At 48.2% G+C, this 25475-nt stretch carries 19 protein-coding genes; 6 read left to right on the top strand and 13 right to left on the bottom strand.

Translation table 11 applies throughout. The annotated features are described in order from the left end of the window. Positions 1-15: 15 nt before the first annotated feature. The 5 genes from BLR65_RS15680 to BLR65_RS15660 all read left to right on the top strand — a co-directional run bounded on the left by BLR65_RS15680 (position 16) and on the right by BLR65_RS15660 (position 6213). Positions 16-864, top strand: coding sequence for an ABC transporter permease (locus BLR65_RS15680; protein WP_093795129.1), 849 nt, complete (start codon positions 16-18; stop codon positions 862-864). After that, entirely contained in the window at positions 854-1795 is a 942-nt protein-coding gene (locus BLR65_RS15675; protein ID WP_169716778.1) for an ABC transporter ATP-binding protein, read from the top strand. The genes BLR65_RS15680 and BLR65_RS15675 overlap by 11 nt, the downstream gene beginning before the upstream one ends. Further along, entirely contained in the window at positions 1788-2549 is a 762-nt protein-coding gene (locus BLR65_RS15670) for an ABC transporter ATP-binding protein (protein ID WP_093795127.1), read from the top strand. Before BLR65_RS15675 ends, BLR65_RS15670 begins: the two co-directional genes overlap by 8 nt. 63 nt (positions 2550-2612) lie before the next feature. Then, a complete protein-coding gene (locus BLR65_RS15665; protein ID WP_169716779.1) occupies positions 2613-4214 on the top strand; it encodes an ABC transporter substrate-binding protein in 1602 nt (533 codons plus the stop codon). A 19-nt stretch (positions 4215-4233) separates the two neighbouring features. Beyond that, positions 4234-6213: a TonB-dependent receptor gene (locus BLR65_RS15660; protein ID WP_093795125.1), complete on the top strand. Its 1980-nt coding sequence runs from the start codon at positions 4234-4236 to the stop codon at positions 6211-6213. Positions 6214-6285: 72 nt separating this feature from the next. Here BLR65_RS15660 and BLR65_RS15655 read toward each other — a convergent pair whose 3' ends face one another. Genes BLR65_RS15655 through BLR65_RS15645 form a run of 3 tightly spaced genes read right to left on the bottom strand, consistent with a single transcriptional unit; the run spans position 6286 to position 10111 of the window. Then, positions 6286-7626: a DnaJ domain-containing protein gene (locus tag BLR65_RS15655; RefSeq protein ID WP_093795124.1), complete on the bottom strand. Its 1341-nt coding sequence runs from the start codon at positions 7624-7626 to the stop codon at positions 6286-6288. Beyond that, complete coding sequence (locus BLR65_RS15650; RefSeq protein ID WP_093795123.1) at positions 7627-9462, bottom strand: Hsp70 family protein; 1836 nt, start codon at positions 9460-9462, stop codon at positions 7627-7629. Further along, on the bottom strand, positions 9455-10111 hold the full coding sequence (locus BLR65_RS15645) for a nucleotide exchange factor GrpE (RefSeq protein ID WP_093795122.1): 657 nt from the start codon (positions 10109-10111) through the stop codon (positions 9455-9457). The genes BLR65_RS15650 and BLR65_RS15645 overlap by 8 nt, the downstream gene beginning before the upstream one ends. A 481-nt stretch (positions 10112-10592) precedes the next feature. Between BLR65_RS15645 and BLR65_RS15640 the strand changes: the two genes are divergently transcribed. Next, on the top strand, positions 10593-11183 hold the full coding sequence (locus BLR65_RS15640) for a Uma2 family endonuclease (protein ID WP_093795121.1): 591 nt from the start codon (positions 10593-10595) through the stop codon (positions 11181-11183). A gap of 112 nt (positions 11184-11295) precedes the next feature. On the opposite strand, the gene BLR65_RS15635 is transcribed toward BLR65_RS15640, so the two are convergent. The 10 genes from BLR65_RS15635 to BLR65_RS15590 form a co-directional block, all read right to left on the bottom strand. Then, positions 11296-11622 (bottom strand): phosphotransferase family protein, encoded by a 327-nt coding sequence (locus tag BLR65_RS15635; RefSeq protein ID WP_143122593.1) that lies wholly within the window; start codon positions 11620-11622, stop codon positions 11296-11298. Positions 11623-11903: 281 nt separating this feature from the next. Further along, positions 11904-12035 (bottom strand): hypothetical protein, encoded by a 132-nt coding sequence (locus tag BLR65_RS31450; protein ID WP_281241548.1) that lies wholly within the window; start codon positions 12033-12035, stop codon positions 11904-11906. Between the two features lie 14 nt (positions 12036-12049). Continuing rightward, entirely contained in the window at positions 12050-13126 is a 1077-nt protein-coding gene (locus tag BLR65_RS15625; protein WP_093795118.1) for a magnesium chelatase ATPase subunit I, read from the bottom strand. A 34-nt stretch (positions 13127-13160) separates the two neighbouring features. Beyond that, positions 13161-15173, bottom strand: coding sequence for a putative cobaltochelatase (locus BLR65_RS15620; protein WP_093795117.1), 2013 nt, complete (start codon positions 15171-15173; stop codon positions 13161-13163). Between the two features lie 43 nt (positions 15174-15216). Further along, complete coding sequence (gene cobN, locus BLR65_RS15615) at positions 15217-19077, bottom strand: cobaltochelatase subunit CobN (protein ID WP_211285101.1); 3861 nt, start codon at positions 19075-19077, stop codon at positions 15217-15219. Between the two features lie 53 nt (positions 19078-19130). Continuing rightward, on the bottom strand, positions 19131-20189 hold the full coding sequence (locus BLR65_RS15610; RefSeq protein ID WP_093795116.1) for an ABC transporter substrate-binding protein: 1059 nt from the start codon (positions 20187-20189) through the stop codon (positions 19131-19133). Positions 20190-20237: 48 nt separating this feature from the next. After that, positions 20238-21005 carry an ABC transporter ATP-binding protein gene (locus tag BLR65_RS15605; RefSeq protein WP_093795115.1) on the bottom strand — a complete coding sequence of 256 codons (768 nt, stop codon included), beginning with the start codon at positions 21003-21005 and terminating at the stop codon, positions 20238-20240. A 26-nt stretch (positions 21006-21031) separates the two neighbouring features. Further along, complete coding sequence (locus BLR65_RS15600) at positions 21032-22138, bottom strand: FecCD family ABC transporter permease (RefSeq protein ID WP_211285102.1); 1107 nt, start codon at positions 22136-22138, stop codon at positions 21032-21034. A 103-nt stretch (positions 22139-22241) separates the two neighbouring features. Next, entirely contained in the window at positions 22242-24206 is a 1965-nt protein-coding gene (locus BLR65_RS15595; protein WP_093795114.1) for a TonB-dependent receptor plug domain-containing protein, read from the bottom strand. A 469-nt stretch (positions 24207-24675) separates the two neighbouring features. Beyond that, complete coding sequence (locus BLR65_RS15590) at positions 24676-25335, bottom strand: redox-sensing transcriptional repressor Rex (RefSeq protein ID WP_169716780.1); 660 nt, start codon at positions 25333-25335, stop codon at positions 24676-24678. Positions 25336-25475 lie beyond the last annotated feature (140 nt).

Below are 25475 nucleotides of genomic sequence, written 5' to 3'. Positions count from 1 at the left end.
CACGGAGGCTTTTTTATGTCCCTCTACCGCCTGCCGGCTACGGCGTACTGCGGTTTATTGCTGCTGCTGGCGCTGCTACTGCTCGCACTATTGGCGCCACTCTTGGTCCCTTACTCCTCCTCTGAGCGGTTTACGCCGTTTGCGGTGCCTTCAGCTGAGCATCTATTAGGTTGCGATGATGTCGGTCATGATATTTTCACGCAACTCCTGCTTGCCAGCCGTGTTTCTCTGCTTGTCGGTATCACCGCCGCGGTCGCTTCCGCCGGCTTGGGTGCGACCATCGGTATCTTGGCAGGTTACTGCCGGGGTTATACAGCCCATCTTCTCAACGGCTTCATTGATATTATCCTGCTGATTCCGATGCTGCCGCTCATGATAACCTTAGCCGCTTATCTTGGACCAAACCTTGGCAATATTGTTGCCATTATTGGCCTGCTCAGTTGGTGTTCTACAGCCAGAGTAGTTAAAGCCCGTGTACTGCAGCTTCGAAATCTTCCTTTTGTGGAAGCCCTGCAGGGGCTTGGCATTCCGGAATATCAAATTATCCTCAAACATATTTTTCCCAACGTAGCGGAAGTCATTGCCGCCAAATTTATTCTTTCCGTAGCGTACGCTATGCTGAATGAATCGGCACTTAGCTTTCTCGGACTTGGCGACCCTTTGACAATAAGCTGGGGGACAATCCTCTACTACGCTTTTCATCGCGGCGGCTTCGTCAACGACCTGTGGCACTGGTATCTGCCGCCCGGCCTGTGCATTGCTGCCGCCACACTGGGTTTCACGCTGCTTGGTTTTTCGTTGGAGCAAATGTCCAGGGAAAATAAAATACAGACATCACCGGATGATACTGCCGATGCTGCTTAACATTGACCGGTTACGCGTCACTTTTACTGTCGGCCCCTCCCGCTTGCAGGCTGTCAATGAAGTCCATCTTGCTTTGGCCGAAAAAACAAAAGCAGCTGTCATTGGCGAAACAGGCTGCGGCAAGTCGGTACTGGCGGCGGCTATCGTCGGTATTCTGCCCGCTAATGCCCACGCGCAGGGAAAGATTACCTGGGAGGACCAACCGCTATCCGGGCGGCTGCTAAAAAGCATTCGCGGCAAAGAATTATCCCTTATCCCGCAAAATCCGGCGGGAAGTCTTAATCCGGTATTCACGGCAGGGTTCCAGGTAAGGGAAGCTCTGCAAAAAGTCAAACCCAGGTTACATAAAAATGATCTTTATCACGCCACCCTTGAACTTTTTCATGCGGCCGGGTTTGCCCGGCCGGAGACAGTCTATCATGCCTATCCGCATCAATTGTCCGGGGGAATGGCGCAGCGGGTATTGTTGGCGATCGCTACGGCCGGCACACCTCGGCTGGTTATTGCCGATGAACCCACGAAAGGACTTGACCTTGACACCCGTAATCAAAATGTCTTGCTCATGCACCGGATATTGGAGAGTAGCGCCCTGCTCATCATTACCCACGATATTGAGGTTGCTGCCACTTGCCAGGCTGTTATCGTCATGTACGCCGGTGAGATTGTAGAAACAGGCCAGGCTGAAACCATCCTGTCTAAGCCGCGACACCCCTATACCCGCCAATTATTAGCCGCCCACCCGTCGCAGGGCCTTATTCCCATTCCCGGTCTGCCGCCTATGATGACCGAACTGCCTGCCGGCTGCCGTTTTGCAGAGCGGTGCGCTCTGTATACCAATTTAAGTGCTTCTCAGCAACAGCTTTGCCTGACCGAACATCCCTCCCTGCAACAGTGCGGATCATATTCTGTTGTGAGGTGCTGGCATGCTTGAAGTAATCCATCTAACCAAATATTTTATCCACGGTTTATTAACCAAGAACATAACGTATGCCGTACGCGATGTCTCTTTCCAGGTAGCGCCGGGAAAAACCTTAGGCATCATGGGAGCAAGCGGCAGCGGCAAGTCAACGCTAGCCCGGCTGATAGCCGGACTTCTCCCGCCAACGGCCGGCCAGGTTGTTTATCAGGGAAGCTCGCTTACCCGCTTGACAGCGTCCCAACGAAAACTTTTCTGCCGCAAATTGCAAATGATATTTCAACACCCCGGCCTGGCGCTTGATCCCCGGCAAACAATCGGCAGCGCACTGCTTGAACCGCTCTATGTCCATAAGCTAATCCACTCTCGCCGCCAGGGCTTAGACAAATTGGACAAGCTTTTACATATTACCCAACTATCGCCTGATGTGCTGGCAAAATACCCCTGGCAAATCTCCGGCGGGCAGGCGCAGCGTATTGTTATCGCCAGAGCGTTAGGTCTTGAGCCGGAAGTTATTATTGCCGATGAACCTACGGCTATGCTGGATAATTCCGTCCAAGCGCAAATCCTTGCTCTACTCAAAACCGTTCAGCAGCAAACCGGTCTCAGCCTTATCTTAATCTCCCATGACCCCGACATTATCAAAAGCTGCGCCGATCACATGGTCAGCATGGCAAACGGCAAAATTGTCATAGCCGGTCTTCCCTCAGAAATTCTACCCCGGTCAGGCGGCCTGTTTTCCCTGCGCCAGGCCATGTTATCTACGTGATGAAGAATGCTGCAGGCGGATGGTGTATTGGCAAACTATACAAAACATAAATGGAGGAATAGAATGCGGCGTTTACCTGCTCTCGGACTCTTATTAATCCTGCTTTTCACTTGCCTCATTACCGGTTGCGGCAATCACAAGCAAGCCGTTGCCGACAGTTCTGCGGCAATACAGTCTTTAACCATCGGCAGCACTATGAAAATAGAAAACATCAATATTGATGACTATAACTTCGGTATACTGCGTTCCATCTTTACTCATAAAGGACTTGTCAAACTGAATGAAAACAGTAATTTTACCGGTGATTTAGCTAAGTCCTGGAATACTCCCGACGGTCAAACCTGGACCTTCCGCCTGCAGGACGGCGTAACCTGGCATGATGGCACTAAAGTGACAGCCGCTGATGTAAAATTCACCATCGAATACAGCATCAAACACAGCGTCGAGTATAAGCGGCATTTTTCCTTGGTCAAATCAATAGCAGCCCCTGATGATCAAACTGTTGTCATCACCCTTTCTCAGCCTAATCCCCGTTTTCTGGTCAATTTGCTAGTACTGAGAGTCCTGCCGCAGCATATTTTTGCGATGGTGGATAATCCGGCTGCCTATAATGACCCCCAAGCGGCCATCGGCTGCGGAGCGTATAAATTTGAGAAATTTGATCCCAATGCCGGCATTGTTACCTTTAAAGCTAATAATACTTACTTTCGCGGCACACCGCCCATACCGGAAATCAAAGTCCGGCTGTTTAAAAATCCCGATGCGCTCTATATGGCATTGCAAAATGGCGAAGTCGACCTGCCCTATACCTATTCGACGGGAACCGACCCCATTTATGCCGCCAGTCTGGCTAGGAACCCCAAGCTAAAAATCATAAATATTCCCAATCTGGGTGTCGGCAAAGCCTTGATCTTCAATGTTACTAAGCCCCTGGTCAACGACCCGCAGGTCCGCACCGCACTTTCCTACGCCATTGACTATGACGAACTTGTCCGTTTATTTGCGGTTAACAATGGTACTGTACCAACTGCCGGCCTTGTGCCGCGAGGCACACAAGGCTTTGTCGAAACCCGCCCGCTGGAATTTAATCCGGAAAAAGCCCGGCTTGTGCTGGAACAGGCCGGCTACCGCCTAACAGGCAGCGCTATCCGGGAAAAAGACGGCCGGCCGCTCACCTTTGAACTGCTCCTGCGCAACGATATCCCGGAAAATATCCGACTGGCTGAACTTCTGCAAAAATATTTTGCCAACATCGGGGTTAAGCTTACCCTCAAAACAGTGGATGCCACGCTCTACCGGACCATTAGCGATAAGGACAAATCCCATACCAGCCTGCTCTCCCGCACCACTCCCTGGGGCATGATGATGTGGGGCGGCATGGGCACAGGCTATATCGATGCCCGCAATATCGGCTGGGCAATGGTAGGCGACACCAAGTTTAAAGACCTTGCAGACAAGCTGAATAGCACCCTTGCTCCTGAAGAATACAAAAAATACAGTGCTGCCCTGCAGCAATATTATGCGGAAAACCTCCCCGCCATCCCGCTTTATTGGGATAACTTCATCCAACCGCACAATGCGACGCTGACTGGTTGGAAGATAAGCCCCATGTACGGCGTTCTTAATGAAGAAACATGGTACTCCCTGCAAAAAATTGTCCAATGACGAGAGGAGCTAACCTATTATGATAAGAAAACCGCACAAATTAACCCTAATGACAGCACTGACAAGCCTGCTGCTGAGCAATTCAGCAGTGGCCGCAACCGCAGAAGAAACCAAACAATTTGACTTAGACACAGTCGTTGTAACTGCCACTAAAACTGAGAAAAGTATTAAGGATGTTCCGGCCGCCGTTACGGTCATTACCGCAGAAGACATGAAGAAATCCAATGTAAGAACCCTCAGCGATGCCCTACGCAATGTTCCCGGCTTGTATATCAAAGAGCAAAGCGGTATGAAGGGCACTAAAATATCCATACGTGGTCTTAGCCAAAACCGTGTTCTTTTCCTGCAAGATGGCATGCCGCTTAATAATGGCTATACTGGCGGCCCGCAGTGGTCCGGTATCCCTATTGATAGTATTGAACGGGTAGAAATCATCCGTGGCCCCTTCTCTGCCTTGTACGGCTCAAGCGCCATGGGCGGCGTAGTCAATATTATTACTAAAGAAGCGGCTAAGCCCGAAACTACCGTAACTGCGGGCACAGGCACCAACGGCACCCACTCCCAAACCTTCAGCCATAACGGTGTTGAAGGCAAATTGGAATATTATCTTAACTATAGTAAAAATGATACCGACGGCTATATTCTTAATCCGGCAAACCCTGACGAAGGTAAATTTGGTTCGGACAATAAACAATACAGTGGTAAAATCATTTATCATATTAACGCTACCGATAAACTTATCATCAGCAAAGGGCGTTCTGAAGGTACTTACCAATACTCCATTAAAACCGACAGAGGCAATCGCACTAATGAAACCCTAAAGGTAGGCTATCAGGCGAAGCTTGCCCCGGATAAAATGCTAAATTTTCGTTTCAGTGAACTGAACTTCAGCGATTACTGGACAATTACCGGTAAAAATTATAATACCAATCCGGTTAAAACCCGTGAAGGTGAAGTCAACCTCAACTGGAAAATCAACCCTAATAATACACTAACCGTCGGTGTCAGTTCAAAGGTAGATAAATGCGACGGCAAAACCTATTTATTAACCAATCCGCGTGACATTAGTAGTATCAATAAATTACTCGAGCGATCCGGCGGGAAAACCACCACAAACTCTATTTACTTTCAAGATGAGATGGAATTCACTCCGCAAACTACCATGCTCGTTGGCGGACGCTATGATAACTGGAAATTTACCAATGGTTATAATCTCGCTGGCAGCATGCAAAAAAAATCGGAGAATAACTTTTCGCCAAAAGCATCTCTTCTTTTTAAAGCAGATGCCAGCACCACCTGGTATGCTTCCGCCGGAAAATCTTTTTCCAGTCCGTCTATCTTTAATCTATCCCGCCGCTGGGATGTTACCCGGACGCTTTTACTACCGAACCCTGATTTAAAACCGGAGAAAGCCAATTCGTACGAGCTTGGCGTAACGCACAAGGTCTCCCCTAATACGACAGCAAAGGTTTCTGTTTTTCAAAACAATGTCACTGATATGATTTACCAGTCATTTATTCGCATGCTCACTGCCGATAAACAAGAGTTACAGTGGAAAAACGCCGGTAAAGCGGAAATCAAAGGCATCGAGTTGGAATTAAACCACAAGTTTAGTCCAGAAACCTCCGGTTATATCAATTACACCCACAACAATTCAAAAATCACCGCCAATTCCGACACAACGCTTGTCGGCAAACAAGTTCCAACCGTACCTAAAGATGCTTTTAATATTGGTTTTACCTATCAGCATGAAAAATTAACTGCCAACCTGGAGGGCCGTTATCTATCCCGTACCTATGAATCGGACAATAATACCGAACCGGCTAACGGCTACGGTGCTTACGAACCATTCTTTGTTGTTGATACTAAGTTTTCTTATCGCTTTACACCCGATACTGCCATTTCTCTGGAAGTAAGCAATCTATTTGACCGCCAGTATTACCGGGAAACCTTAGCCGCCGGACGAACAGTGTTTGTTGAACTAACTCAAAAGTTTTAATTATAATCGTAGCAAATAAAAAATAGGCCGACTTGGCCTATTTTTTATTTGGCATTTACACTCACCGACACCCTACAACCTTAAGCTGCGCCGTTCTTCCCTGTTTAAACCAGCCGTTTTTTCCTTAAACAAAGCCTCCCAGCGCTGTTGATAATGCCGGTATATCACAGGATAACGCTTCTTCAAAAGCAAAATACCGGCAGCATAAGCTTCATCCATGTCTAACATCTCTTCATGAAATTCTGGCGGCAGCCAGTAGGACATTTCTTCCAGTTCGTCCTCCAAAACATGGAATTCATCACCTACCCAGCGCAAGACCTCAATAATAATGCCGGGAAACAGTCTTTCATCTTCAAAAATACGATCAACTTCCCGCAGTATCTGCACGATTGTTTGGATTTCCTGCGCATATTGCCGCAAATCCGGATTTTTCCGGTCGGCCATACCGGCTAAATCAATGAATATTTTTGCGCCATAATAGTCGGTTTCTTCCCGGCATTTTTCATATTTTTTAAGAAAAATTTTCGAAATGTGCACCAGGTCTGCCGTATTCGTAAAATTCTTCAACCATTTTTTCGCGGTGCTCAGAACTCTGTCGGCTTTTCTCCCGCCCTCGTCAAAAGCATTGACAGCTTGAATCCAAGCTGAATACAGCTCGGCGTCAGCCGGTTCCGGTATTTCAATAGCTTTTACGGCCGCTTCAAGCTCTGCCAGCAGTTCATCCTCCCGGCAAGCTGCGCCATAAACATTTATATACACAGGCCAAATTTTCTTAATCGCATCCGGCTGCGCTGCTGTGACTTTTTGCAATTCATCAAATGCCGCTGTTGTACGTCCTACTCGTAGCAGCTGCATAATTTTAGTCGCCTTTATTTCAAGCCGCTTATCCGGCTCCGCTTGCCTCATAAGTTCATAAAAATGTCCCTGAAAAGCAATATCATTGCCACGGGAAATATAGGCATAGGCAAGCGCCAGACGGGCCCTGACATGCGATGGATCAATCTTAACAGCCCGCTCTAAAAGTTTGACCGACTGGGCTGTTATCCCCTTGCCGCCAACCGCTTCTTCCATTAAATCTTGAATAGATTCACCGTACTGCCGCACAATATCATACTCTTTGCGCAGTTCAGCATCCCGTAAGGTTTCGTAGGCTTTGCGTATCTGTTCAAACTCTACCGGATAGTTCTCCGGCGGGTATTGTCTGATTTTTTGCAAATACCCCCGCTTGATCTCAGCAGCTGCAGCATCTTGATTTATCTCTAACAGAGCATAATAGTCTTCTACCTCGCGCTTGGCCTTCTTGCGCCGCTTTAGTCCTGATTTGCCGCCTTTTTTCCCGGCAGCCGCCTGTCCGGGAACCGGACTACTCTCTTGGTGAAGCAACTCAGCGAAAAGCGTTTCCTGCTCCGGCATTTATTCCTCAGCCTCCATCTCCAAATCAATCAACACATCTGTCGCCTCGTCGATAATTTTTTGGATATCTGCCGTATCTTCCAACAACTTGGCCTCGTCCAAACGGTGTTCAAGCTTACCTAGCTTTTTCCGCGTAAGTTCGTTGCTTTCTTGCTTGATTGCCGCTAGCCGGTTCTGCAGCATGCCTAATTCTTCGCGGAGCTCTTCCAAGGAAGCCGTTGCCGCCCCATCCCCGTCCTCATCATCGGCAAAATCCGGTAAATAATATTCACTGTCCATATCGGGTTCCTCTTTTGGCGCATTTTCATACAGGGCCTGCAGCTTGTCCACACTTGCCGCAAATTGCTGTTCAGAATCTCTTGCTAATGCGTCCTGGACGGTCAGCGACTCTTCCCGGCCATTGCTGACGCATTTGGCAGTAACCTCTAAAATACCATTGAGATTATACCGGTATGTAATATCAATAGGCTCCACTTTCCTGTAATTAGCCGGTATACCTTCCAGCAAAAACTCTCCCAAACTGTGATTATATTTTACCAGTTCATGCTCACCCTGATAAATATCAACCTGGACGGAAGTTTGCCCCGGCGTGGCTGTATAGAACCGTTCAGTACGGGTTACCGGTATAGTAGTATTCCGGGGAATAATTACGCTGAATACACCGTCGCGGGTCATCCCTCTGTGTTCATCCAAGATACTTGTCCCTAATGAAAATGGTGCTACATCGGTAATAATCAGACCACTGTCCGACAACTCGCCTGATTTTAAGCCAGCCTGCACCGCTGCCCCTAACGCCACTGCCTCATCAGGATTAACGTCACACCGCGGTTCTTTGCCAAAAAACGCTGTCAGCAGCTCACGCACCCGTGGTATGCGGGTCGAGCCGCCCACCAGCAAAATCTCCTGGATCTCAGACACTTCCACCTTGGCGTCAGCCATGGCTCGCCGTACACACTCCACAGTCTCGGTAAGCAGGTTCTCAATAAGGCCGACAAAATCTTGCCTGGTAATTTCTGTGGATAAACCTACCGGCCGATTATTTTTCATCACTACCAAGGGCAAATGGATGGCTGTTTTTTCAGCAGAAGATAATTCGATCTTAATCTTTTCGGCCTGTTCCTTAAGCAAGCTCTTAGCCCGCATATCGTTTAGCGGATCTATTCCATGGCTTTTTTTAATCTTGCCTGCCAGCCAATTCACTAACAGCCAATCAAAATCCTCGCCACCAAGGTGATTATTGCCGGCTGATGCTTTTACCTCCAAAATACCGCTCATCATTTCGACAACCGAAACGTCAAAGGTGCCGCCGCCTAAATCATATACCAGAATATGCTTGTCTTCCTCGAGCCGTTCTAATCCAAACGCCAAGGCGGCAGCTGTCGGTTCGTTAACAATCCGTTCTACCACAAACCCGGCCAATTCCCCCGCTTGCTTGGTCGCCCGGCGCTGCTCATCAGTAAAATAAGCCGGCACGGTAATAACAGCTTCTTTTTCCCCTTCCCCCAAAGCGCTATCCACAAAGCTTTTGAGTTCCTTTAAAATCATGGCCGAAATTTCTTGAGGAGAAAAAGCCTGCCCGGCCATAACGACTGGCTCATTCGAGCCCATTTTTCGTTTAACTGCCGCTACAACCCGGTCCGGCATAGCTACTTGCGCAGCCCTTGCCGCATCGCCTACCAGAATTTTGCCCTGCAGATCAAGCATAACTACTGAGGGAATAATCCGCTGTCCTTGCGGCGACGGAATGATCGCCGGCTTGCCCTTAGCAATGTATGCTACTGCCGAATTTGTTGTTCCTAAGTCAATGCCTACTACCGGACGTGTTTTGTTAATCATTTGATCCTATTCCCTCCAGATAGGTAATTACTTGCGCTTTACGCAATAACTGTCCCTCGCTATTGATAAAACCGCGTTTTACAACTTCTGCCACTTCATAAGGAATAGCAGCCTCAACTGCCGGCGGCCGGAGCACGGTTCCCAGCCCTTCAGCTATTTGCGGGTCAAATACCTTCCCAATGACCTCGATTTCATAAATCCCCATTTCCGCAAGCGCTGTTACTATTCTGTGAGCCCACCCTGCAAACAACGGCTGCCAATCATTACTTTCAGCCCCTTTAAACCCGGCGCAAGCACTGTCAAGGTCATCTAACTGGGTTATCAATACATCCAGCGCATACTGCCGCTGCCGGTTCCATACGCTGGCTTGCGCCTCAAGCTCGCCACACTTGTCCTGCCACTGCTGCGCCGCCAGCAAGCCTTGCGCTACCTGTTCCAGCTTGCTCTGTGTTTCCTGCCCGCTTTTATACTGCAGGCGAGTCAATCTTGTCAGTTGTTTACCGCTCTCTTCCTGCTGTAGCAAGCAATCATTAACTGTATTGCCTACAGCAAGTATCATATCTTTAATTTGCTGCAGATTTTCGTCCAATTGCTCTATTCTGGTATCCGCTTCCTTGCAGTTATTCCTTTTCCAAAAAAACCAGTTCATGATATGCCTTCCTTTTCGTGCATTAGTGCCAAACTAAATTATATTATATCATATTGCGCCAACACAGCGCATTTTGAAAATTCCAAATACCAGAAATAACTATCTACCATGCGTTACCGTTATCATAAATAATAACTCTCCTGTCAAGCTTAAAATTCACTCAAATAAAAAGGCATGAAGCTACAAGGATAATAAATCCTTTCTAAAGCTTCATACCTTTCTTACTTTGGCAAAGCGGTTCCATTTCGTCAGATTATTTAATCAATTTTAGTCTTTTTCGCCTTAGCTGCCGGACGAACAGTGTTTATTGAGCTAAGTCAAAAATTCTAGCTATACAGCAAATAAAAAAATAGGCCAAGTTGGCCTATTTTTTTATTTGACATTTCATTAACTAAATTCCCAAAATTAGCATTGCTTATTTGTAGTTCATCAATAATTTGATATAATACATACAAACAATGTTGTAGGGGAGATGATCAGCATGAGTAATAACGCCATTAAGAACGATCGAGTATATACATATGCCGACTACCTAAATTGGCCCGAGAATGAACGCTGGGAAATTATTGACGGCGTTGCTTATGCTATGGCCCCTCCTTCCACCACGCATCAAAGGATTATTGGCAACTTGTTTGTCGAGTTTGCCACTTTTCTTAAAGGTAAGCCTTGTGAGGCCTTTATCGCTCCCTTTGGAGTAACCTTCGATAAGACTGCCAAAGACGAAACTAATCCCCATGCCGTCGAGCCTGACATTACGGTAATCTGTGATAAGTCCAAAATTACCGCGCAAGGCTGCAAAGGCGCTCCCGATTTAATCATAGAAGTGTTGTCCCGATCTACTGCCAGCCATGATGTTATTAAAAAACGCCGGCTTTATGAACAAAACGGAGTTCTGGAATATTGGATCGTTGACCCATCGAACCAAATAATCACCCGCTTCCATCTGAATGAGGAACTATTTAAGTATCGAGAGCCAGAGTATTTTGCCCGCGATAATACCATAATCCCTATTAGCTTCCCTGCGTTGGAAATAAAACTGGAAGATATCTTTCCTGATACAACAGAGGAGTAAGGCTAACTAGCCTTACTCTTTGTTATTTTCGATACCCCAGTGAGACCTAGAAGCTTGATTCCCTATTGACTTTTAATAGCTGGTCTTTCATTGTTTAAATGAAATATTTCACTTATTTATAAATATTAGCCCTCCTCATAAAAGAATGTCCTGTACATGCAGCTTCCCAATCAACAAAAAACACTTTTCTATGTTCATCAACAAGCATATTTGCAGGTCGGAAATCACAATGAATAAATGACTTAAAGCTATCAATTTCTGATATTAGTTTTTGTTTTTCTAAAACCAATCGTTTTATCCTTCCGTGTATTTCTTCGCCTATTCGCATTCTTACCGTTGGATTATCTAAAAAATACTGATACCACATTGCAAAGGGTGGCATATCAAATTCTGCAAGTCCTATGGTTTTTTCTTTTGGAGTATTGTGTATGATAAGCAAAGTGCTTTATGTTTCGTGGTGTGAAACAATAGGTTTGGAACATTTATTTTATCTTTTACTAATTCATAAGTAGAACTCTCTTTCCCTTGAATTGCATTTATCAAAACTGGTATCAATTTATAGCCGTTAATCTTTCTGAACTTCTTTTCCGCACCCCAAGAATCCACATGAAAGCCATCTTAGTACCTGTATACCACTCTGCCAGTGCTTTACTCTTCCTGTTGTTTTTCTTACAGTTGACAGGGCGGATTCTATAGAGTTTGTAGATGATAGAGATATTCTCAAAGCCCAGGTATACCAAGCCTGTGTAATGTTAGCGTTTCTTCAAGTCCTTCACGAATGCTTTCTGCCGCCGATGGATCGACTACCGTACGATTCCCGAATTTCTTAACAAGCCCGTCGATCACGATCATCTTTCCAGCCCCCATCATCTATGCACATGGGTATGGGAATGCTCATGATTGTGAGCATGCTGATGTCCCATAATTTCCTTAAGTTTCTTTTGGTCTGAACCAATTTCTTGGAACGGTTTTTTCCGCATGCGGTGCATCAGCGCCAGTTCGACAACTTCAGCAACATCCGAGGCTTCCACCTTATTCCGCCCATTCAGCGCCGCCAGGGCTTTGGCCGCCTTAAGCATGACCAGATCGGCGCGATGACCGTCAACGCCCATTTGAATGGCAATATCGGCAATCTGGAACAGCACCTCGTCATCATAGCTGACAGATGTTAAGAGCTTCTGGGCGGCTGCCATCTTGTCCCGGAGTTTGTTTTGTTCTTCCTCCCACTGTAAGGCAAAGGCTTCCTGGTCTTCTTCAAAAGCCGTCCGGCGTTTCATGACAGCAACGCGTTTGCCCGGGTCGGCAATTCCTTCAATAGTAACACACAAACCGAAGCGATCTAAAAGCTGCGGTCTCAGTTCACCCTCTTCCGGGTTCATCGTGCCGACAAGAATGAACTGCGCCGGATGGGAGAACGACACGCCTTCCCGTTCCACCGTATTGACCCCCATGGCCGCCGCATCTAAGAGTACGTCCACAATATGGTCGTCTAAGAGATTAACCTCATCCACATAGAGAATCCCGCGGTTAGCCTCCGCCAGTACCCCTGGTTCAAATTTCTTCTCACCATGTTTGATGGCATATTCAATATCCAGCGTGCCGACAACGCGGTCTTCGGTCGCCGATACCGGCAGGTTAACTACTGTCATGGGGCGTTTGGCGCGCGGCAGCACTTCGCCTTTTTCATAACGTTCATGACACTGCGGGCAATGCATGAGCGGCTGATCAGGATCACAATGATACGGGCAGTCGGCCACTACCTCAATCTCCGGCAGCAGTTCGGCCAGAGCACGCACCGCCGTCGATTTTGCCGTTCCCTTTTCGCCGCGAATAAGTATACCGGATAACCGCGGATTGATAACATTCAGCATCAAGCCTTTTTTCATGCTGTCCTGGCCGACAATGGCGGAAAATGGATAATTCCTTAGTTTGTGATTATGCATCGTATTTCTCCTCTTTTCCCTGACAATTCTTTCATTAAGCAAGCGCGCCGCGCACAATATCGACCAAACCGTCCACTTTCAACTGGTCAATAGTGCAGTATTCCGCGCCCAGCCGGACTGCCAGTTCCTGTGCCTTACCAAATGACAGCAGCCCTTTCTGCTCGGTATCAACCACAATATATTTAATGTCGAATTCTTCGCGCATATTCTCGGCGACCCGGTGGGCTTCGGCCAGCGGCTTACCGTCCGCCATGGCGACATTGGCTTTGCCGTCAGACAAAATCACAACAATCGGCCGCATATGCGGGCTCCGCTGCAAATGCTGTCTGATTACTTTTTGCGCTTTAACAAGTCCGGCTGCCAGCGGCGTCTTGCCGCCCACCGGCAGCTCAACCAGGCATTTTTGCGCCATTTCAACACTGTTGGTTGGCGGCAGCAATACTTCCGCATGATCGCCTTTAAAAGCGACCATGCCCACCCGGTCACGCTTTTGATAGGCATCCTGCAATAAAGACAAGATCGCACCCTTGGTCTCAATCATACGCTGCTTGGCTCCCATGGAACCGCTGGCATCAACGACAAACAACATAAAATTGCCGATACGTTTCTCCCTGACTTTTTCTCGGATATCACTCGTCTCAATGACCACTGCCATACCGTTTGACTTGCGGCTGCGCTGGAAGGGTGCGGCGGCCCTGATCGTGGCATCAATCGCCAGGTCATCACGCTCCCGGTGGCAGGTACTCTTAACATAGCGGCCCACACTGGAATCCGTTTTGGTGCGTGAACGCCTGCCGGAACCGCGTCTGGCCTGGCGGTCTTTATCCATGGTAATTCGTTTGATGGCAAAAGGTTTACCAATGGCAAACACAACTTCGGCAGAAGAACTGGCTTCCTGATTATTATCATTATCTTCTTTGTCATCCTTGTTGTCCTGCTGCTGCTCCTCTTGCTGCTGATTGCCAGGCGGCGGGGGCGGCGGATTATCCTGCTGCTCCAGCTCGTCACTTTGGTCTTCCGGCGGCTCAGGCTGTTCCTGCTGTTGCTGCTGCGGTGTTTCTGCGTCCTCCGGTGGCTCGCGGCGGCGATGCGCCAGTACCAGCGGCGCAATATCCAGCACATCCTCCCCGGTTATCGCCTGATGCCCCCGCCAGGCGGCCAAAGCTGCAGCGGCCCGCACCAGCATGATGTCGGCCCGGTGGCCGGCAGCGTACGCCTCGGTGCAAAGCCGGCTGATCATTTCATACCGTTTATCCGGAACCGCCACTGCCGGTAACAGCTTTCGGGCGGCAACTACTTTCGCGCGCAACTTGTCCTGCTCTGGCTGCCACTCCTGCCGGAAAGCGGCCGGATCGGACTCAAAGGCTTCACGGCGTTTAATAATTTCAACCCGCGCCTCCCGGTCGGTAAGGCCGGCCACTTCCACACAAAGGGCAAACCGGTCCAAAAGCTGCGGCCGCAAGTCACCCTCCTCGGGATTCATCGTGCCCACCAAAATGAATTCGGTCGGATGCGTGATGCTGATACCCTCCCGCTCAACCACATTAAGGCCGCTGCCGGCCGCGTCCAGGAGTACATCCACAATATGGTCGTCCAGGAGGTTAATTTCATCAATATAGATAATCCCCCGGTTGGCTTCTCCCAGCAAACCTGGCAGGAAAGCACGCCGGCCGGCTTTGATGGCCTGCTCAAAATCCAGACTGCCCACTACCCGGTCTTCGGTCGCCGATACCGGAATGTCGATGACCGGCACCGGCATGGCGAAGGTTTGCCACTCTCCCTCATCGCTGCGGCAATCAGCGCAGGCTTTGCTCTTATCCTCCGGATCACAATGATAGGGGCAACCGGCGACGGCCTGGATGTCAGGCAGCATCTCGGCCAGTCCCCGGACAGCCGTCGACTTGGCTGTTCCTTTTTCGCCGCGTATCAATATCCCGCCAAGGCGGGGATTAACAGCATGGAGCAAAAGCCCCAATTGTAACTCCTCCTGCCCCGCCAAAGCCGCAAAAGGATAAAGCACCCGGCGCTGTTTGGTTGATCTTTCCATACTCTCGCCTCTATTTCACTAAATTGCCTCAGCGTTCGAGTTCCTATTTAACCAACTTAGCCTTCCAGGCCGGAACGTCGGCAGCGGTCATAATGTCAATGCTGCCGCCCTGGTATTCTCCAATCACATCGCCCATACGTTCTTCCATCCAGCCTTCGATTTCCATATAGGTTTCCTTAAGTTCTTCCAGCACAGCCTGCCCGGCTTCCCACAGACCCCGTTCGGCCGCTTCCAGCAAACGACGGTTGATCTCCTCCATCGCCCAGGGATTATTCTCCTCAAACCATTCCCGCATCGCGTCATTCAGCACATAGGTTTTGGCCAAATCGTCAAATACCCAGTCGGCCACCTCGCCGGTTGTCGCCTCCCAGCCATAAACATGGGTAATGCGTTTGGCCATATCGCCCGCTCCCTTATACCCATGACGCTTCATGCTTTCGATCCAGTCTGGATTAAGAATTTTAACCCGGATAATGTTGTTAATCTCTTCTGCTAAAGTTGTCACCCCCGGGCGTTCCGGATCGCGAGTATCACCGAAATAGGTTTTGACCGCATTGCCGCTCTCACTGCGGGCGGCAGCCGTCAGCCCGCCATAATAGGAGAAGTGACAGCAACAGCCGAAAATATCATACTCATCTGTCGCCGCTTTGTTATAGGTCAAATCAACGGTAGTCAACTGGCGCTTGAACTGTTCACCCGCCGCTTGTCCGCCGCGGTTCTTACCATAGGCATAACCGCTCCAATCAATGAATATATCTGCCAGGTCTTTTTCTGTTTTCCAGGCAGAAGCATGCACAGCCAGGCTGACGCCCGCCCCATAGGTTTGCGGCCTGCTGCCAAAAATACGTGCTGTCGCCTGTTCCCAGGCTTCCGGGGTATTCCCTCCGGCCATGGCTAGCTGTTCCAAGGCGTGTTTTCTGATGTAATTTTTTTCACAGGGCTCGTCAAGTTCCGCCACCGCCCGAATGGCCTCGTCCAGATAGTCAATCATGCCGGGAAAACAATCGCGGGTCACGCCGCCAATACGCAGCGTAACATCAATCCTCGGCCGTCCCAGTTCCGCCAAAGGCATGATCCGGAAACCTTTTACCCTGCCGCCGGCAATCCAAGTTGGCTCTACGCCCAGCAGCGCCAGTATTTGCGCCACCTGTTCACCGTCAGTCCACATACAGTCGGTGGCAAACAGCACCATCCCGCAGTTTTCCGGAATGCGTCCGGTATCGTTCCTGTGTTTGGCAATCAAAGCTTCGGCCAGCTTCTGCCCTACTTTCCAGGCCGCCTTGGTCGGAATCCGTTCCGGATCGGCACTGTAAAAATTGCGTCCGGTCGGCAGAATATCGGCTCTTCCTCTGGTAATCAGTCCGGAAGGTCCGGCGGGCAGGTAACCGCCGTCAAAACCATGCAGCAGGCTGTCAATCTCTCTGGAAGCAGCAAGACCGTCAGCAATATTCTTGACCTTAGCCAGCCAAAAGCCCAGCTCGTCCACCTTACCGGGCGCTTTCAACAACTCACCCATAACCTGCCTGACCAGTGCTGGCAGGTCGAATTCTGCAGCACATCCAATAAATGTCCGGACAAAATCTTTTTCCATGCCGTTGGCAGCATCAAGTACCGCACTGTAAGGCTTGCCAAATTCTTCACTCCAGGATTGCGGGTTGTCTTTGACTGCGTCATAGTCAAGTCCCATGAGTTCTACAACCAAACCGGTCAGCGTTCCCTTTTCCCCGGTATCATGCTTCAATACAGCCTGAATAAAACTAACCTGCCGTTCGCCTGCCGGTATATCGCCGAAAATATGCAGACCGTCCTGGTGCATCCGGGTTTTCAGCTTGGTAATCAAGCCATGAAGCTTTTCCGCAACCGCCGCACCGTCCTCGCCGTGCTGCTGGCCGATATCCTCTGTCAGCTTGGCTTCTGCCGCTTTTTCCATAATTAAATGTTCCAATTCATGACTGCGGGCCGGATCGGTATGCCTGGCCTGGATATATTGATCCAGCAAATGTTCCAGCTCCTCAATATTCCCATAGGTAGCGGCTTCCACCATCACGGTCTGCATATGACCGACAAGGGTTGCGTAGCTGCGGCGTTTGGCAATAGTGCCTTCCGGCGGATTATCGGTATTATAAATATATAAATGCGGCAGTGTTCCTAAAGCAACCTCCGGAAAACAGGTCGCCGACAATCCCACCGCTTTACCCGGCAGAAATTCGAGATTGCCATGTGTCCCGACATGAACCACCGCATCGGCTCCCCACATTTTCTCCAGATACCGGTAGGTGGCAACATATTGGTGCGTCGGCGGACACTGGGGGTCATGCAGGATTTTACAGACCTGGCCGTCACAGCGCGGACCGGCGCAGCCCCGCTTGGGCTGACAGCAAACAACGACATTGCCGTATTCCACACCGGTAATCAGTATCTTGTTATCATAGACCATGGCAGCAGGAACGCCGTCCTTTTCTTCGCCCGGCGGGTTTCCCCAGGTATCAATCATCGCCTGCTGCACCTTAGCCGGAAAAGCGTCAAACCACTGCCGGTACTCCTCTGCTGCCAGATACTTGATAACACCGCCTTTTTGCACAATCTCCTCAATAGGTGTCCAGCGGAAATCGGAAATGGCTTTCGCCCCCATGATACGCTCAATCAGTTCTTTGCCTGATGCAGGTGGATTTTCAATGCAGTACCCGGCTGCCTGCATGGCCGCCATAATGCGGGCGACACTTTCCAGCGAATCCAGATTGGCCGCACCGCCGACAGCCAGTTCCACGCCATGGCAGGGACTGTTATGTAAAATAAATGCCACCTTACGTTCGGCCGGTTTTTTTCGCCGGAGCTGAATCCATTTTTTTACCCGCCGGCATAAATATTGCACCCTCCCGGCCAACGGCCGGTAATATTCCAGCGACCCGCCAATTTCCGGGTTCACCATCCTGTCCAGACAGCCAATGACGGTAGGCTCAATCACCCCGTTCATCTCCGGCATGGAAACCGACATGACCATTGTCGCGCCGCCGATTCCCCGCGGGTCACTCCGCCACTCTGCCGCGGTTTTCCCATAAGTAAACAGCGCCTTGACAATCGGCACATCCAGTTGTTTCAGCAGTTCCTCGCCTGCCGGTCTGGCTGTCCGCTCGTTCTTACCTTGTTTAACCAGCAGAAACGATTGCAAATCGATAAGACAGTCAATCACCGGGGTATTATCTTTGAAAAAACAAGTTTTCAGCACATACGCATTATCCCGCGAGCCTGTTTCTATATCATGCCGTCCGGTACTGAATACCGGGATGGCATTCAACCCCAGCTCATCCAATTCGCTAACAAGGGCATCAATGCTTTCCGTGTTAAAATTTACCCATAAATGACGGTAGAACAAAATGCCTACATCGGGCCTGCCCGGCCGCCAGCCCGGACAATTGTTCATAAAATTGTCAATATCTTTATATAAGACCTCGCTGCCCGGATAGTAGATACCCTGCCAGGCGATTTCTTCCGGCGGAGCAATCGCTACGGCAGCACCCAAAACCTCTTTCATGATATACAGCAGGGCATTCTTCGCATTTTCCTGACCGCCAATTGTCAAGTAACGTTGTACGGTCAGCGCTATTTCCGCGTCAACGGTATTGTAGGCCAGCAAACCCGGATCATAGCCAAAAGCGATTGTTGGCCTGTGTGCTGTTATCTTACGGATATCGCCGGCTATTTCTTCCCAAATACCGTTCGTAGAGGGAAACATCAGCAGCGCGTCAGCCTCTTTTTGCAGATACCGGAAAAATTCTTCCCGGTATCCGCTATCTTCCAGGTCACGCATACTGCACATCTTAAGTTCTAAGCCGGCAATCTCCCTGGCTGCCGCCGCTAAAGGCACCATATAACTTGTCCACATAATTGCCCCGATTTTGTACACAGCATTTCCCCCTATAGAGAATAGTAACTAACATAAACCTCGCTTGCCAACTATCAGGGATAAATAATAATCCCTTTTGCCGCAACATGATAAAACTCTTTTTTCATCTGTTTATAAATTTCATAAGGATCAATGTCCGAAAATCTGTCCGGGTACATCGTTTTTACCATATATAGCATACCAATAATGCTGCCTTCCGGCGTCGTGCCGATGTCCTGTGCCAGCAAGATCACTTTATTATTCTTTACCGCTGCCAGCTCGTTCCAGCCGGGCCGGGAGATCACCTTGTCATAAACAGCCTTCACGGCCGTCCTGTCCGTATAGCCTTCTCCCATTGCCCGGCTATTGCTGGAAACCGTTTTCACAATAACCCGGGGTTTTTTTTGCAATACCCACTCGGCGCTGACTTTGGGGTATTTTACATTTTCCTGACCGGCAATGTTAATGCCGCCGGCCCTGTTGACCAGTTCATCACCGCCTGTTCCCTTAGCCACAGTGGAATAATCGCCATAGCCCTCAAAATACACAGTCGCTTTATCCTGGGGGTTAATATCCTTCACCCGGTCTTCAATAAGCTGTTGATATCTCATTATGAAGTCAGCATACTTTTGGGCCTCGGCTTCCTTGTTAAATAGTTTTCCTAAGGTAAAAATTTCTTCCTGCAAAATGGATGGCAGATACAACTCAAAAAATAGTACCGTAATACCCGCATCTTCCAGTTGTTTGACCTGCGCCGGGTTGATATTGCTGGTTCCAAGCACCGCATCCGGCCTGGCCTCGATTATTTTTTCCACATTCGGCTGCCTGAACGTGCCGAAAACCGCCAGCTTGGCTGCCGCCGGCTCGGTTTGCTGCGTGCTGTCATTTACGCCGATAACGGCATCAGCCGCGCCAATGGCTGTAATCACATTAAAGGTTGAGGAATTTAACACAATTACCCGCTGCAGTTTCGCCGGGATCTTGATCTCTCTGCCTGTCGAGTCTTTGATGGTTGCTCCGGCTGCCGAACCACTGACAGCTTGTTGTTTTGCCGTTTCTGTCCGGCCACAGCCTGTTACAAACAGCCCTGCCAAAATAATTGCCAGACCTATCCAAATTACGTTTTTGGCCATTTTTTACTTCCTTTCCTCAATAACGGCGGGTTTTTATGCTGTCGCTGTTTATAGCGGCTCAATGGGTACAACATACCGGCCGTATTTCGTTTCCATAACTGCAACTGAAACATGATACACGTCCCGAATATTGTCTTCCGTAATTACTTCAGCCGGTTTTCCCGCCGCATAGACTGAGCCTTGTTTCAACATCACCATAGTATCGGAAAACCGGGCTGCCAGATTCAGATCATGAACCACCACAATAACCGTCCGCCCTTCGTTCGCCGCCAATTGCTTAATGGTGGCAAAAACCTCCAGTTGATGTCTGACATCAAGGTTGCTTGTCGGTTCGTCAAACAGAAATATCGCCGGCTGCTGGGCCAATGCCCGGGCGACAAACACTTTTTGCTTTTGTCCGCCGCTTAGCTGATCAAGCGGCCGCTCGGCCAAATTTTCTATACCTAAAAAATGCATAACCTGTGTAACCACCCGGAAATCCTCATCGCCGACTTCCCAGACAACATGCGGTTTTCTGCCCATCAATACGGTTTCCAGAACGGTAAATGTGAAAACATCGCCGGTGTTTTGCGGCACATACCCCAGCGCTTTTGCCAGTTCACGCGAATTTTTCCCGGCAATATCCCTGCCGTCTAAATGCACTGCACCTGCTTGCGGTTTCAATAAGCGGGCCATACATTTTAACAGTGTGGATTTGCCTGCGCCGTTAGGCCCAACGATACTGACAACCTGACCCTGCTGTACATTCAGGCTCACGTCCTGTAACAGAGGATGACTGTTATAAGAAAAGCAGACATTCTGCACGGCAATATTCATGGTTCCCACCCTTATGTTGCGGATTTTCAACTAAATTGTTTTTTCTTTAAAAGCATATAGAGAAAATAGGGACCGCCCAGCAAACCGGTCACAATCCCGACCGGAATCTCGACAGGCGAAATGATCGTTCGGCCCACGGTATCGGCACAAAGCAAAATGAGCGCCCCCATGATACAGGAGCAGGGAATTAAAAAACGGTTGTCACTGCCGATGAGCATCCGGGATATGTGCGGCGCAATCAGGCCGATAAAGCCGATAATACCGGTAAACGCCACGGTAGCGGAGGCGGCCAGCGTCACCACCGTGAGGCAGATAAACTGCAGGCGTTTGATATCCACCCCCAGATTGGATGCCACGGCTTCGCCGGCCGCAAGCGCATTCATGTCCCAGGAAAAACTTAGCAAAATCAGCATACAGATAGTTACAATAGGCACTAATAACCCCACCGACTGCCAGGTTGCGCCCCACATACCGCCCATCAGCCAGACAACAAGGTCTTTTAAAGCGTCATTATTGGAAAAATACTTCAAAGCCGATACCCCGGCAGAGAAAATATAGCCTAGAGCAACCCCGGCCAGTACCAGGGTAGCCGGTGAACCGCCCTTCATCCGGGCAAAGCCGATAATGACAAAGATGGTAACAAACCCGAAAATAAATGCATTAAAAGCAATAAAATAGGGGCCCATACTGTCAAAAATGCTGCCAAATACGCCTTTCCCCAGCACAATGGCAATGGCTGCACCTAAGGACGCCGCCCCCGACATCCCTAACGTATAAGGACTGACCAGCGGATTGTGGAGAATGCCCTGCATAACAGCGCCCGCACCAGCCAGGCTGATCCCGGTAAGAACAGCCAACAGAACACGCGGAAACCTGAGTTTCATAACAATCGTATCAGCCAGATTGTTGGCATATTCGTATTGCGTAGGGAGCACCTTATTGCTGATAGCCTTCACTACATCACCGACACTGATCGAAGCTGTGCCAATCGAAATAGAAAACAAGGCCAGCGTTGTCAGCAGCAAAACAAGGAATACTAAAATGACATATTTTTTTCCTGTCTGCCTGACATAGATCGCTTTGAGTTTTGCTGCACCGTCCTGAGCACAAATGCTGCTGCTGATTTCCGGCAAAATTCCTCACCTTCCTTGGTATCTTATAAATCAATGAAAACATTCTCAAAAATAAAACAACCTCTTAATTGCCAAAACTTATGTAACTGTTTAACGATAATCCTTAAAATTTATGAGTGAGTTCCAGATAAGCTGTCCGGGGTGCGGCCAAGTAATATACATAGTATTTTTTATCAAACAGATTGTCTACGCTAAGGGAAATACTAGTATCTTTCGTCATTTTATACGATACCTTCGTATCTACAATAAAATGGGATTCGTTGGTACCATACCCTTTTTGTCCTTGTTTACCCGGCTCGTTGGAGTTACTTTGATAATTGCCGGTTAGACTGCCTTGCCAACGGCCTGCCGAATAATTAACGCCAATATTAAACATATGTTTGGGAACGTCGGCAAGTTGTTCGCCTATATCTTCAGGCGCTATGGCACTTTTTACTATTTTCGCATCAGTATATGTATAATTAACAAAACTACTCCAAGCATCGCTCAACTGCTTAGTCAAGCCAAACTCCAAGCCATTGATTCTTACCTTATCCGAATTAATGTATTGCTTTACGGTTGTCGCCCCTGATTTCGTTGATTTCAGACCAATGGCGTCCGTAACGTTACTGTGAAAAATACTCATCTTAGCCAGCAGTGTTTTATCTGCCTGATAATCAAAGCCCAACTCATAGTTCGTGCTTTTTTCAGGTTGCAAACCGGGATTGCATTTATAAATCGTACTGCCGTTTACCCAGTCTTTAGCCAATTCGTACTCATTAGGTGCCCGGAATGCCGTACCGATAGAAGAACGCAGTGTCAATTTGTCATTAACCTTATGAACTACCCCTACTTTAGGATTAAAGCTGTTTTCCTTGCTTTCCGGAATTTGATTAGTAGTCCCCTTACTATTTACAGTGGTATACCCGTCATAGAACCGCCAGTTGTCATACCGTCCACCCAAATAAAGCATGGTACTATCATTTACCTTGTGTTCATCCTGCAAATAGAAGGAGTCAGTTTCGGTTTTTCCTCCAATATTTGCAGCTTTGGCAAAAGAATTTGCCTGCTCTGTTCGATATGAATAGCCAACAGTAAGCGAATCTTTGTCCCTTAGCTTAAAATCATATTGGACTTCTCCCTGGGTGGTTTTAGAAGGATTAGCGGTATAACTGCCGCTAGACACATACCAATAATCTACTTTTTTTTCGCCATAGCTTAGTTTTAGAGAACTAGTGCTATTTAGTTTATTTTCATAGCTTAATGTCCAGCTATCTTCATTTGACTCCCCACGGTCAGTAATACCCTTATAGAAATATTTAAAGTTGTTGCTCCCCCCGGACAGGCTTATCTTGCTATGATCATCCACATGATAGACCAATTTACCATCAAGCAGTTCTCTCTTCATTCCATTGTCGCCTTGCGCAGGGTTGCCGGGATTGGTTACATATCCATCGGCAGAGGTTCTTTGCGCTGTAATGAAGTAATCAAAATTACCGGCACTGCCACTGGTGTAAACAGATTGACTATTTGTTCCCTGGCCGCCGATACCGCTGCGAATTATCGTCTCTTGCTTGGCTTTATCTTGGGTGATGATATTGATAACACCGCCCATCGCATTAGAACCATACAACGCCGATGCCGGGCCTTTAATTACCTCAATTCTATCAATATTGTCCGTAGGTATATTCGCTAAACTAACCCCGCCATTATAACCTTCATTAATCGGTTGACCGTCAATCATAACAAGCACTTGTTTTTGCGAGCCAAATCCCCGCATGACAATTTTATCTGTACTCGCTCCGCCCATAATACCTTTACCTTGCTGAACATAGACACCGGTAATATTTTTCAGGGCATCGTCTACACGCTTAATATTTTTCTTGTCCATTTCTTCTCTGGTAATAATCTCTACGGCTACCGGTACTTCCTTGACCTTTTTCTCCGTTTTAGTAGCCGTAACGACTACCTGATCCAAGTCAAAAGTCGGGTCCTCGTCTGCTGTCGCGGCAGTAAAATTTAGCGAAGACAGCGTCAGTCCCACCATCAGTGCTAAGAGTGTACTTTTTTGTTTACATTTCTTGTTCATTATGTTGCCTCCATTGCTTTTAGGATAAATTCTATCCCCATAATGACTTGTGCGTATTACCGTAGGTATAAATTGGTACGCAGCCTTACGGCATCCCTCCTCTAAAAATATGAATAGCCATAACAAATGAACATCTCACCTTCTGCGAGATTTGTTCACCTTCATGGCTAACCGGCTTGATAACTCTTATTGATCTTATAGGTTAAACGCAGTCTTTCATTGTACCGCTAACCCTTAAAACCGCAAGGCAATAAAAAAACCACGAAATTACAGTCTCGTTATAAGACAATAACCTTCATGGCTGAGTTACCCCGTATTTAATTTTGCAAAAAATCGACGGCAAGCTGCCGTGTTCACCTAATTGTAGCTTCAGCTACTAACTACGTTACATTTTACACGTACCGTTTTTTTCTGTCAATAGAAATATAATAGTTGCTGCATAACTGACCTTAATTTATGTTGTCTGCCCTTAGAGATAGCCATCGGCAATGCCGGTTCTCAGGCTATAAGACAGCTGACTCAGGCAGGAAGCCACATTCACCTGACTGAGGAAAACATGCTCCGGTACCGCCACCGGAACAGACGAAAAATTAGCGATCCCCCTAATGCCGGCTTTAACCATCATGGTAACCACTTTTTGCGCTTGTTTGGGCGGCACGTTAATAAAGCCGATTGCTATATCCTGTTTTTTTATGACAGTTTTCAGGTTTTCCAGTGGCTGGATGGCAAGGTTATATGCGGGAAATGTATAGCCGCGGTTATTTTTATCCAGATCAATGACCGCAGTAATTTTAAAACCTGGCGGCAAAAAACTGTAATAGCTGACAATTCCCGTCACCGGAATATCAATCCCCACCAGCAGCACATTCCACTCTGTATTGTAGCCAAGAATTTCCTGAATCCAAGACAGTAAAAAATCCACATCATAGCCAACCCCTTTTCTGCCAAAACCGCCAAAGCAAGCCAAATCACGGCGGATAACTGAAGAAGCGATTCCTGTATTCTCTCCCAATTGAGTTGAAGCACAAATCTCTACGCCCTCCTCCTCCTTCATTTTCATCAACGTGTTATAGTATACAGCCATTCTTTCAATCGTGAGCTTGGATACTTCTTTTCGTGCCTTAATCATGTTTATCGTCATCCCCTTCAAGTTAATTTCTTTGAAAGAAAAAAGTATGAAGTCGCGGCAAAAATACCGTCGGCTTCATACCTACGTTTATAAACTATGCACTTTTGTAAACTTAGTATTCAGTAAGCGTTAGCTTCGTG

Source organism: Sporomusa acidovorans (assembly GCF_900101845.1).
Classification (GTDB): domain Bacteria; phylum Bacillota; class Negativicutes; order Sporomusales; family Sporomusaceae; genus Sporomusa; species Sporomusa acidovorans.
Note: the sequence above shows the minus strand (reverse complement) of the source record. Positions and strands in the feature narration are given on the sequence as shown.